Source organism: Neolewinella antarctica (assembly GCF_011927835.1).
GTDB lineage: Bacteria > Bacteroidota > Bacteroidia > Chitinophagales > Saprospiraceae > Neolewinella > Neolewinella antarctica.
Genome location: NZ_JAATJH010000002.1, coordinates 563,825 through 575,819 on the forward strand (window position 1 = coordinate 563,825; position 11,995 = coordinate 575,819).

Consider the following 11,995-nt stretch of genomic DNA (forward strand, 5'->3'; position numbering starts at 1 on the left):
CGGCGCTTACGAACAATATTCTTAGTTAGATGACCGACCTTGCGCAACCAGATTTTGTCACATAACATGAAGTACCGCGAAGCAAAATACAGAACCACAAAAGCGTAGGTGGGAGTTGCTTCGGCGTGGCCGAAAAGAGTTTTTCCGTGCTTTTGTGTTTATGTGGCTAAAAAAATCTGCGTAACATCAGTTAGATAGATTATAGGCAATCCGTGTCGAATACGATCAAACCATCACAGTGCTCGATCTCAAACTCATCGGAGGTAATAAATGTACCTGTCGTTACTTGAATTGTATTATCCGTATCGTTTATATCAAAGTTATACCTTACGCCATTTGCCATAATTATACGGTGAATTCCGCCACCAGGAAATCCTTGGAGGTATTGCGGGTCAATTGTGTGTTCACCGTCGTTTTCTGTCACTACGCTGTAAACCTGACTTTCCGTGGGATAGGACATGGGAACTCCGTCAGGAAGCTGTTCTTGTTCACGGATAGTTTCTTCGGCATAATAGACTAATGCAATAGCAACTTCCTCTTGTGGAAGTAAGGACTTCACATTGACAGCGTCATCTGTGTCCCACGTTAATACCAATCCATCATTACTTGATATCCTTCGGGTCTGTGCATAACCAGGTGTCGCATTCAACATTACGTTACGAAGGACCGGAGTTGATATTTTTTTGCTTAATGAGCCAAAAGAAGAACTCTCCAGATCTAAACTTACTTCCTGTCCAGTAAATAAGCTGTGGATTTTGTTATAATCTGTCGGAGGCGTTCCACTCTCAGAGTCAAAAAACTGACTGAAGATTTTACCAGCAGGATTAACACCCTCTTGATCTGCAACTGTGGTGGGAGGAAGGAGGACACCATTTATGGTGAGGCTACTATAAGTTGTCGCTACACGCTCGTTGCTGTACAAAGAGCCGGTTACATATATTGAGGGTCTTGTAATTTCAGTACCATCACCAGCTACTGCGATGATTGCAATGGAGCCTTTGTCTTGAATATTGGAAGGTGCATCTTCGCCAATACTAAATAAATATGGCTCGGGGTTTCCGTCTCCTGATAGAGCAAAATCCGAGTCATCTTCGCAGTTGAAAAATGAAAGCATCAAACCTGCACAGAGTAGAATATTTCTAAAGTTCATTTTAGTTAATTTTATGAGTTAAAAGCATTAATCAGAGCAACCACAACTGAAGCATCGTCGCCACTTAGGCTCAACTGATACGAGACCAGTCGGAAAACTTCCGCTATCTAACATCGGTAAATTTTCAGAAAATCTAGCTTGGCCATTTGAGCGGACGCCACCGCCTGCTGTACCACATGCATTACCATTTGGATCGCCTCCCATGGGCCCCTGTCCAGAACAACAGGTTGCGCATGAGAAGGTCACGGTCGTTTCTAACGTAAACAAACCTAACCTAGGTATTCTAAGTGGATATCTCTTGCTATACAAGTCGAAGAGGCTATTGGATACTCTCTCTTGTTCAAAGTAAATTTCTTCAATAGATACGCCGGAAAGATCAACAGAATTTACCGTGAATTCTATGATCACGTCTTCTACCCCTTCAAGATCTTCCTGGCATGACCCATAGATGCCAAGAGAGCCAATTGATACATCGACTAATCTTGTGGGGCCATCGTTAGTGGAACTTGGTGGTGGAAGCCCGTCTCTACACGCCGAGGCTACTGTAAGTACCACCATAGCTACAGTTAATTGAAAATACAATTGAAGTCTTTTCATGAAAGAATTTTTGCACAATATCGCCCCCCCCCCCCCCCATATTTGCAAATTAATCTATAACAAAAAAGTAAATACGTTAAAATAGAGTGCAATTAGCCGAATGATGCTAATTAGCGTTTAAAGCGCGCATATCCCCGGTATACCGAATGAGCACCTGCGCCGAACGAACTCCGCCACTCCCGTATTTTATTGGTACCTGCGGCCGCGCCAAAATTTAGACCGCTTCTACAACCACCGCCGAAGCGCCACCGCCGCCGTTACAGAGCGTGGCCAAACCGTATTTACCCTCGTTCGAGTGCAGAACGTTGATCAGCGTCACCAAAATCCGCGCCCCGGAAGTACCGAGTGGGTGACCCAGCGAAACGCCGCCGCCGTTGACGTTCATGTTCTTACCGTCGAGGCCTAACTCCTGCGTAAAGGCCATCGGAACTACGGCAAAAGCTTCGTTTACCTCCAGAAAATCCATGTCCGACATCTTCAAACCGGCCCGCTTCAATGCCTTTGGCGCCGCGAGGGTAGGGGCGGTTGTGAACCATTTCGGCTCCTGGGCGGCATCGGCGAAAGCGACAATTTTGGCGATCGGCTTCAAACCTAATTCCTTCATTTTTGCCTCCGACACCAAGACCAGCGCGGCCGCACCGTCGTTGATCGTGCTCGCGTTGGCCGCCGTGACGGTGCCCTCCTTGCCGAAAGCCGGACGCAACGACGGAATCTTATCAAATTTCACGTTTTTGTACTCCTCGTCTTCGTCGATCACCAGGTCGTCGCCGCGCCGTTGAGGAACGGTGACCGCCACGATCTCGCGCCGGAACGTACCGTCTTCCGTAGCGCGCTTGGCCCGCTGGTAACTTTCGACGGCGTAGGCATCTTGCTGCTCGCGGCTGATATCGTACTTGACGGCCGTAGCGTCGGCGCAGACCCCCATGGCGTTCTGGTCGTAGGCATCAATGAGGCCGTCTTTGGTGAGGCCGTCCACTAATTTACGGTCGCCGAACTTGGCGCCCCAGCGTGCGTCCGGCACGTAAAATGGGATGTTACTCATGCTTTCCATGCCACCGGCCACAACCACGTCGTTGTGGCCCAGCGCAATCGACTGGGCGGCGAACATCACCGTTTTCATCCCGGAAGAACAAACCTTGTTAACGGTGGTACAGGGCACGGAATTTGGGATGCCAGCGTGGATGGCCGCCTGGCGAGCGGGTGCCTGACCGACGTTGGCGGAAACGACGTTGCCCATCAGTACTTCATCGACGTGCTCGGGTTTTACGCCGGCTTCTTCGAGGGCACCTTTGATGGCCGCGGCCCCGAGTTGTGGTGCGGAAAGAGTAGAGAACTGGCCACCGAAAGAGCCGATGGGCGTGCGAACGGCGGAAACGATGTAAACGGTTTGGTTGGGCATAATCGATTTAAGTTAAAGCGTACTCACCCTGACGGCTAGCGGAGGAGGTTTGTTCTGGCGCGCACCGTTTGTTCGCCACTTTTTAAAAAGCATGCACGTAATTTCTACCGTTTTCCGGCGGCTGGGTGGTAGACCGGGAGGGGTAGTCGGTGGTAATCGTCCCGCAACAGCACGACCGACATGGCCAGTTCTTCAAAGGTGGAATACGCTTCCTCCGTTTGCCAGGGGGCAATTTTGGCGAGTAAGGCCAGCGTAAGGTCGCGGTCGTAAAGCTGGCAAAGTCGGCGGCCAAAGTTGTTGGCGTTGTGCTCGGTCAGGCGAGCGATGGCCCCGGGGAGCAAGGCTCGGATAGATTCGCGGCGGGGGTTGTGGTGAAAGCCGGGGAGTAATTGATAGCAGGCGAAGACGTAGATGCCGGGTTCGTGCGACGTGCGGGCCAGGTCTAGCCAGTGCTCCGTAATCCGGGTTCCGTGAGCATCGTCCGTAGCTAAGTTGCTCAGCGCGACGGCGGCGAAATTAAAAATACTAACGCTGTTCTCCCGCTCGGTCATCTCAATCAGCCGGTCTACAATGACTTCGGGAAGGGCGCCGCGGCGAGCGGCGGGCTGGGCAAAGTAGCTGCGGTAACCGCCGCCGGGCCGCCGGTCGGTCAGCAGCCGGGGAAGCTGGGTGTAAGCAGCCAGGTGGAGGGCCGCACAGGTGCTGCGAAATTCGCTGGCGTCGGCCAGCCGTTCGGCCAAAAGCACGATCGTCGCGGGGAGCAAGGGCTGGTTGAAGAGCGCGTAGTTGACTTCCGAAACGTGCCGCCGGTGACTCGTCTCGCCGGTGGGCCAAGTGTTGCGGTCGAGGTTTTGGCGAACGTATTCGTCGAGCGTCGGCACGAGTGGCCCGGTGTATCCGGCGGCCAGGAAGTCTTGGCGGAAGCGACCGTGCAGTTCCACCCAGTCGTCGCATTCGTGGCAGGCTGCGACGAGGGTTTCGACGGGGACGTCGTCGCGGCGTAGCAAATAACGGACGCTGGCCTGGGAGGTGTGGCCGCTGGCGCGTAGTTCCCGCCAGGCTCCGGCCAGCGTGCGCGCTCCACCGCCGGGCAGGCCGGTCGTAGGAAAATCTTTGGGGAATTTGCGCTCGCACACCCGGGCGTATTCTTTCCGGAACGCAATTGCTTCCGGGAACTCGAAATGCCCCAGCGTTCTCACCAGTGAAAGCGTCCCGACCCAGTTATTCATTTCGATGCTTAAAAGCAAGCGCCGCGCGACTTCTCGCACGCGATCCGTGGGAAAAAACAGCAGCGCATTGAGCAAACGCGCACGTAGGGCGGAGTCTTCGACGTGGTCTAAGATGAGAATAATGATCTCCTCGAAAAAAGGGCCACCGACCTGTAGCTGATAGACTACGTTGGACCAGTTGATGCGTGGGGCGGCAAATTCTTCGATAATCTGTGCCAGGACATGGGCAACGTGGTACCAGTGCGTTGCGTGGTCACGAAAAGTGCGGTGAAACTTACCCGTCCAAATATTTATGTCCCCTTCTTTATTGACTAGTGGGCGTACATTTTCGGCCGCCAAAGTAACCATGCGTAGACCAGCAAATCTTTTTGGGGTTGATAGCCCGCAGGCCCAGAGCGGCGTAGCGTACGCGAGCAGAGAATGATACAAGCTAAGCGTTCGCTCAAAACCCACCAGATCGGTCCCCAACGTCAGGCGTTTTGCACTTCGGGGAAGGGCTGAGAAGGAATCAGCCGAGGTCACTAAACTACCGTGATCGTCGACCGATAAGTCAATCCGCAACGTGGTACCTAGTAGTGTAGTGGAACAGGAGACATTGGTAATAAGCTTATATTTTGGTGTAGCAACACGGTAAAAACGTGAATGGGTGTTACCCTTATAAGTTTTTGCCGGTCTACGTCTTTGATTTCAATACGGTATGGGTGGTCAAGTACGGGTGCCGTGGCTCATTTATCGATCGTAGCAAAGGCTATCTCTGTAATCCCGTATGCCCGCTCCTTTCTAAATTTCCCTGCACCCGCGACCGCGCCAAAATAAATCGATCGGCCAGAATCATAAGATTTGCTGATTGTCAATTGGGCTAACTTTCTTCCTCCTTCCTCTCCCTATTCTTCCTCCACTTCCTCCGGCAACCAGCGGAGCGCCACTCGAAGGCAAACCTCAACCCACCCCAACAGGTTACCTCCCCATGCAAAAAGTCTCCGAACTACTCAACCTCCTCGATCTCGAGCGACTGGAAGTCAATCTTTTCCGCGGCGAATCCAGGTCCATCGGCTCCCCCCGCGTATTTGGCGGGCAGGTGCTCGCTCAGTCGCTGGCCGCGGCGATCAAAACGGTGGCCGAAGATCGGTTCGTCCACTCACTGCACGGTTATTTCGTGCTACCTGGTGACCTCGACATCCCCATCATCTTCGAGGTCGACCGAATTCGTGACGGTGGCAGTTTCACGACCCGCGCGGTGAAGGCCATCCAGAACGGAGCGGCAATTTTTCACCTGACGGCCAGCTTCCAGAAGACCCAGGAAGGCTACGACCACCAGGCAACGGCGCCGGACGTACTACGCTACGACGAACTCGTGAGCTACGAAGGCATGGCTAAGCAATTCGGAGAAAAGCTGCCGGAAAACATCCGTAAAATGCTGGCCATCAAGCGCCCGTTGGAATTCCGCCCGGTCGAATTTTTGAACCCGTTCGCCAACGAAAAGTACGAACCCATCCGCAACGTCTGGCTGAAAACGAACGGAGAGATGGGCGACGATCGTCACCAACACGAATTGGTGCTGGCCTACGCATCCGACTATAATCTCCTAACCACGGCCCTGCTTCCCCACGGTAAGGCGATCGACCAGCGCAACATCCAAATGGCCAGCCTGGACCACGCCATGTGGTTTCACCGCCCTTTTCGGGCTGACGAGTGGTTACTGTACAGCATTGACAGCCCGTCGGCGAGTGGAGGGCGGGGCTTCACGCGGGGGAATATATTTGATGCGGAGGGGAAACTCGTTGCCAGCGTGGTGCAGGAAGGCTTAATGCGCAAAATGCGGCGTTAATAAAAAGCGCCCGTTCCCGCAGGTTGCGAGAACGGGCACCAATAGCTTGGGGTCAAAAGAGATTTCCCGGAATAATTGTCCGAGATTTTATCCTTTTACCAGAGCACCTAACTGGTTCGTGAGGCTGAGTTTAGAAGCATCCCACTTACCTTCCTTGATTTGGGCGATAATGTGATCGGCGATGCTCATGATGGTGATGTCGGCGGGGTTCTGTCCCAATTCCATTTTAGACTGGTACAACTTACCAACTTCAAGGGTGAGGAAGCCAGACACGGCCGCCTTGGTCGCTCCGTTCACGAACATTTTGAGGGGAGAGATCGTCCCGGCCAGCATACCCGCCGCTGCCGTCAGTACGCGGCCAACCAGTGCGGTGACGCCAGTAGTGATGGCCGTACGAAGAATTTGGTCATCAATGTCGAATTCGTAGATGTCCGCCAAATCTTTGATCATCTTGGTCTGGAGCGCCGTGGAGGCCGCAACGTCCAGGCCAAACACCGGAATTAAACCGCTAGCGGTACCCAGCAGCGCATAGCGTTTAATGAGTGCGTCAGATTCGGTCCGCTTTGCTTTTAAATCATCCGTCTGCGCGGCTTTGGCTACGGAAAGTTTATTAGATTCGGCGGTGTCTTGGATTTTGTCGAGGGCATCGTTTGCCATGGCTAGATTATTTTTGGTTCGATTATATAACCAGCAAAATACCCTTATTTGTTCGTTTTAGTTCCGCGAAGTCACTCTCCCTTCTGGTCCAGGAGCAGGGAAGCTAGCTCGTCACTATTGATGGTGATCTTGCCCGTAGTCTCGTCTACTTCGATTTGTCCGCTGCGGAAATGGTCTTTCGTGCACGTGATGCTCAGGCCACCGAAGCCGGCACGCAGGTAGTACTGCTTGCGGAGTGATCGCTTGTCGACCCGAAAACCTTCGTCGAGCTCACCGTCGGACTCGGTTAACATGTCCTGGAGCGGTTTATCGTTACCGTAAAAGAACTCGTCGAAGTCTTTGGCCCGAATGGTCTGTTGTGGTGCCTTAGCCGCGTACTTAACCAGGGCCTTCTCGAACTCCCCCTCGTTCATCGCGAAGCCGGTTTCTTTATCCGTCGGGACGGGTAGTTCCTCCACTAGTTCCAGGAAATTCTGCGTCAGTTCCGCACTCGTTTCCGGGCGGTCGATACCGACCCAGTCGGTAAAGTACTGACTGATCGAGCCCTGGGTGCGGGCGTGGCGGATCATCTGTACGGTACGCCCTTTGCCGGCCAGTAGGCGGACGGCCATGGCCATGTGGTCCACGTCAAGGTACTGGGTAGACGACAGTTTCAAATGGTCATCTTCCGGCACGAACACCAGCCCGGGGGTTTCCCGAATCAGAAAGATGCCGAGCATGCGCTGCTCTTCCATCGTGTAGTCCGCGTAGAGCAAGTACCCCCCCTTGGCCCCGATAACCCCCTGGAGGCTTTGCCGAAGGATCTTCATCGTGTCGTTCGAAAAGACGATGAAGTTCTCCCGGTTGCGGCCGTCGTTCAGCCAGTTTTGGTAGTAGGCTGGAAAAAGGGACTCGTCGGGTTCGGCGAGGAAGCCCTGAAGTAGGTCATTCTTGCGCTCGAAGATCTCGTCCAGGCGGCCAATGAGCTCCTGGCTCTGCTCGGTGATGGCGAGCGGTGCCTTGGAGAGGATGAGCTCGGCGTCGGCCATCTCTGGCTGCTTCTTTAGCTCGTGGACGATTAGGTTGTGGACGATTAGTTGATCCATTGCTTAGTCAAGTGGTCTTTTAGTCTCTAGGTCTGATAGTCTTTTGGTCCCTTAGGTCTGCGGTCTTGCCGGCACTTCACTTTTTACTCAAAGCCCAGAATCGGGCATCTCTAGCCTGATATCGTCTAATTATGGGCGCTGGCGCGGGAGCAAAGCTATGCGGGCGCGATGTAATCGCAAACACCCCCGAGTTAATGGGCCAAAGCATAACGGAATAAACCCCTATTCCGGCTCAAACCCAAGAATGATGTTAAACGTAGTCAAATTGCCATTTTCCGCCCGCTCCGCGTCCTTGTCGAAGCCGTAGCCCCAGTCAAAGCCGAGCGTACCGAACATCGGTAGGAAGACACGCGCACCGAAACCAACGGACCGCCTCAGGTCGAACGGGTTGAAGTCCCGGGAGGAACGCCAGGAGTTACCGCCCTGCGCAAAGGCTAACACGAAGATGGTACTCGATGGGTTCAAAGAGATTGGGTAGCGGAGTTCAACGGTGTATTTGCTAAAGATTGGTGCGGCCGTTTCTTCCCGCGCGCCCGTAGTCGGGTTGCGAATGAAGTTATTTGGTAGCTCACTCGTCTCGTAACCCCGCAGGGAAACGATGTCCACCCCGGCAAACTGAGCCTGCTGGTTGTTGATGCCGTCGCCACCGAGTTCGAAACGCTCGAAGGGGGAGACACCGACCAGGTCGTCGTAGGCTCCGAGGAAGCCGATCTTGGCCTGGGTCTTCAGAATGAGTTTACCGGCAATGGGCGTGTACCAGTCCGCATTAAGGCGCCATTTGTGGTACTCCAGGAAGCGGAATTGCTCGGCGGTTGTCTTGAGATTCTCGGGGTCATCGTCCACTAAACCGAGCTTACGGTAGGGTGGCGTGAGTTTAACGGTCAACTCGATGTTGGAGCCTTCCCGGGGGAAGATCGGGTCGGTTGCCGTACTCCGTGCGAGGGTAAACTGTCCGGAGAAGTTGTTGAAGTTACCCGTCGATATCTGCTCGCCTTCGTCGGTCCGGAAACGCTGATTCCAGCCATCCAGACTAAGGATCTGTACGTTTACCCCCGCGCGGAATACGAAGTTATCGTCCGGCCACCGCAGTCGCGTACCAAAGCTGACGGCCGCCTGCTGAATAACCAGCTTGTTGGGCCGGACGTCGTTACCGATGTTGTACTTATTGTAAAAAGCGGAGACGGTCAGGGACGTGGGGCGCTTGCCACCCAGCCACGGTTCGGTCAGGGAAGCGTTGTAGCTCTGGAAAAAGGTACCGTTCGTTTGCGCGCGCAAAGACAGACGTTGGCCGTCGCCCTGGGGCAGCGGGTGCCACGCTTCCCGGTTGAAAAGGTTACGCAGGGAAAAGTTGTTGAACGTTACGCCCAATGTACCGATGATGCCCTGGCGGCCACCCCAACCGGCGCTCAGCTCGAGTTGGTCGGAAGGCTTTTCTTCGACGGTGTAAATAATGTCCACCGTGCCCCGGTCGGGGTTGACGGGCGTTTCGATGCCGAGGGCCTCCTGGTTGAAGTAACCCAGGCCGATGATCTGGCGCTGGCTACGGATGATGTCCGAACGGGAGAACTTCTGGCCGGGCCGGGTAAAGACTTCGCGGCGGATGACGTGCTCGTGCGTCCGGTCGTTTCCGTTGATGACTACCTTGTCAATCGTCGCCTGCGGGCCCTCAAAGATGCGCATCTCCAGGTCGATCGAGTCGCCGTCGATGGCGACTTCGATGGGGTCCACGCTAAAGAATAGGTAGCCGTTGTCCATGTACAGACTCGAAACGTCGGAGTTCGTCTGGCTGAAGGATAGCCGCTCCTGGAGCTCGTTGTTGTTAAAAACATCGCCTTTTTCAATGGCCAGCACCCGCGCCAGCGCCTCATCGTTATAAATGGAGTTACCCTTCCAGGTGATGTTGCGGAAGTAGTACTGATTGCCCTCGTTCATGTTGATGTCGATTACCAAATCGCCATCCTCGTCGCGGTAAATGCTGTCGTTCAAAATGCGCGCGTCGCGGTAACCGAGCGTGTTGTAAAAGTCGACGACCGCCTGCTTATCGTCTTTGTACAGGGCCGGCTGGAATTTAGAACTCTTGAAAATCTTACTTTTCAAGTTTGTCTCTTTCATCTGCTTGCGCAGCTTTTTGTCCTTTATGGCCGTGTTGCCGATGAAGTTGATCTTGTCGATCTTGACGCGGTCCATCTTGTCCACGTCGAAGACGAGCCGGACGGAGTTAGCGCGCGTCGTGTCCACGATTTCCTGTACGTCGACCTTCGTATCGAGGTAGCCTTTTTCGATGAAATAGCGGCGAACACCCTCGGCCGCGTTGATCTTGGCGTCTTCCGTGACGATGCCACCACGGACGATGTAACCGTTGACGACCTCGTTCAAATCTTCGTGCTTACCCTGCTTGACGCCCGTGTAGCTGTGGCGCAAAAAGCGTGGGCGCTCTGTAACACGAACCGTAAGAAAAATGACGTCGCCGATCGTTTTTTCCTGCTCGATGCGCACGTCCGTGAAGAGCCGCAGGCGCCACAGGTTTTTGATGGCCCGGGGAATGTCCGGCCCGGGGATGCGAATCTGGTCGCCCACACTGAGGCCCGTCACGCCGATGATGGCGGTCTGCTCGGCGAAAAAAGCGCCCTGGACGCTGATGGCACCGATCTCGTACTCGGAAGGGTTGGAGTAGTCGTAGACGGGGAAGTCCAGAGAGTCGCTCTGCGCGGTCAGGTTGCTGAAGCTCAGCAGGCAGAGGAGTGAAAGAAGGAAGGCGCTTAATCTCATTCGTCGCTTGTGTTTGCTTCCCAATTAGTAGCGGTGGGCGTGGTCGCGGGTGCCGGGGGCGGTGGGAAGGGGAATGTTTCTGGGGCAAAGCCCGAAGCATTCGGGGGGAAAGACCCCGGGGGGCGTTCGGTGGTTGGTAAGGGTCAGGTGAGTTGTTCGGAAGTCTGGCCAAACCGCCGTTCCCGTTGCTGGAAATCGAGGATGGCGGCGTGTAAATCTGGTTTGCGGAACTCCGGCCAGAAGACGGGGCTAAAATGAAATTCTGCGTAAGCGGCTTGCCAAAGGAAAAAGTTACTCAACCGGTGCTCCCCGCTGGTGCGGATGATGAGCTCCGGATCGGGGAACTCCCGCGTGGCTAGTTGTTGGTTGATAATCGTCTCGTCGATGGCCGAAGCCTCCAGCCGGTTAGCGGCCACCTCCCGGGCGATGCGGCGGATGGCCGCGGTTAAGTCCCACTTACCACTGTAGTTGAGGGCGAGGATGAGGTCCATCCCTTTGTTCTTCGCCGTCTGTGCGATGCCGTACTTGAGTGCGTCCTGCGTCGCTTCCGGCAGCTTGGACGTGTCGCCGATGGCCCGCAGGCGAATGTCGTTTTCGAGCATCGTGCCCATCTCGGAGCCGATCGTGTCGATCAGCAACTGCATCAAAGCGCCGACTTCCAGTTCCGGGCGGCTCCAGTTTTCGGTGCTGAAAGCGTAGAGGGACAGGCATTCGACGCCGAGCTCGGCGCAGCCCTCGACCGTGGCACGGACGGCCTCCACGGCGCTGTGGTGGCCGAACACGCGGGGTTTGCCCTGCTCGGTCGCCCAACGGCCGTTACCATCCATGATCACGCCGATGTGGCGGGGTAGGTGGTCCTTGTCAATTTTGGCTTCGAGTTCGCTCATAGCTTGGTTACGGGCGGCAAAGGTACGAATGATATTTTAGGATGGTAGGACCGTGTTTTTGCGGTACGCACGATGGGATGGATGGGGGCGTTAGCGGTGCGCGGGTCTAATTCTAGGCCCTCGGCCTAATAAAATGTCGCTCCTTAGGCCGAGGGCCTCCGGCCCGAATGGTGGTGCGGTAGCGCTCCCGCCGTTACGTCCGGGCCAGAGGCCCTCGACCTAATAAAATGTTGCTCTTAGGCCGAGGGTCTCCGACCCGAATGATAGTGCGGTAGCGTGCTGCCGCCGTTACGTTCGGGCCAGAGGCCCTCGACCTAATAAAATGTTGCTCTTAGGCCGAGGGTCTCCGACCCGAATGATAGTGCGGTAGCGTGCTGCCGCCGTTACGTTCGGG

Annotated in this window: 9 protein-coding genes; 1 reads left to right on the forward strand and 8 read right to left on the reverse strand. The window is 54.8% G+C overall.

What is annotated here, in order from left to right; genetic code table 11:
* Positions 1 to 199 precede the first annotated feature (199 nt).
* The 4 genes from GGR27_RS07510 to GGR27_RS07525 all read right to left on the reverse strand — a co-directional run bounded on the left by GGR27_RS07510 (position 200) and on the right by GGR27_RS07525 (position 4,723).
* Positions 200 to 1,150, reverse strand: coding sequence for a hypothetical protein (locus GGR27_RS07510; protein WP_168036798.1), 951 nt, complete (start codon positions 1,148 to 1,150; stop codon positions 200 to 202).
* A gap of 27 nt (positions 1,151 to 1,177) precedes the next feature.
* Positions 1,178 to 1,747 (reverse strand): hypothetical protein, encoded by a 570-nt coding sequence (locus GGR27_RS07515; protein WP_168036799.1) that lies wholly within the window; start codon positions 1,745 to 1,747, stop codon positions 1,178 to 1,180.
* Positions 1,748 to 1,961: 214 nt separating this feature from the next.
* Entirely contained in the window at positions 1,962 to 3,146 is a 1,185-nt protein-coding gene (locus GGR27_RS07520; RefSeq protein WP_168036800.1) for an acetyl-CoA C-acyltransferase, read from the reverse strand.
* Positions 3,147 to 3,250: 104 nt separating this feature from the next.
* Positions 3,251 to 4,723, reverse strand: a complete 1,473-nt coding sequence (locus tag GGR27_RS07525) for a hypothetical protein (protein WP_168036801.1) — start codon at positions 4,721 to 4,723, stop codon at positions 3,251 to 3,253.
* Positions 4,724 to 5,342: 619 nt separating this feature from the next.
* On the opposite strand from GGR27_RS07525, the gene tesB reads away from it, so the two are divergent.
* Complete coding sequence (gene tesB / locus GGR27_RS07530; protein ID WP_168036802.1) at positions 5,343 to 6,203, forward strand: acyl-CoA thioesterase II; 861 nt, start codon at positions 5,343 to 5,345, stop codon at positions 6,201 to 6,203.
* A gap of 87 nt (positions 6,204 to 6,290) precedes the next feature.
* On the opposite strand, the gene GGR27_RS07535 is transcribed toward tesB, so the two are convergent.
* From GGR27_RS07535 to GGR27_RS07550, 4 genes are all read right to left on the reverse strand, one after another.
* Positions 6,291 to 6,860: a DUF697 domain-containing protein gene (locus GGR27_RS07535; protein WP_168036803.1), complete on the reverse strand. Its 570-nt coding sequence runs from the start codon at positions 6,858 to 6,860 to the stop codon at positions 6,291 to 6,293.
* A gap of 71 nt (positions 6,861 to 6,931) precedes the next feature.
* A complete protein-coding gene (locus GGR27_RS07540; RefSeq protein WP_168036804.1) occupies positions 6,932 to 7,945 on the reverse strand; it encodes a nucleoid-associated protein in 1,014 nt (337 codons plus the stop codon).
* Between the two features lie 222 nt (positions 7,946 to 8,167).
* On the reverse strand, positions 8,168 to 10,714 hold the full coding sequence (gene bamA / locus GGR27_RS07545) for an outer membrane protein assembly factor BamA (RefSeq protein ID WP_168036805.1): 2,547 nt from the start codon (positions 10,712 to 10,714) through the stop codon (positions 8,168 to 8,170).
* Between the two features lie 143 nt (positions 10,715 to 10,857).
* Entirely contained in the window at positions 10,858 to 11,601 is a 744-nt protein-coding gene (locus GGR27_RS07550) for an isoprenyl transferase (RefSeq protein ID WP_168036806.1), read from the reverse strand.
* Positions 11,602 to 11,995: the final 394 nt, after the last annotated feature.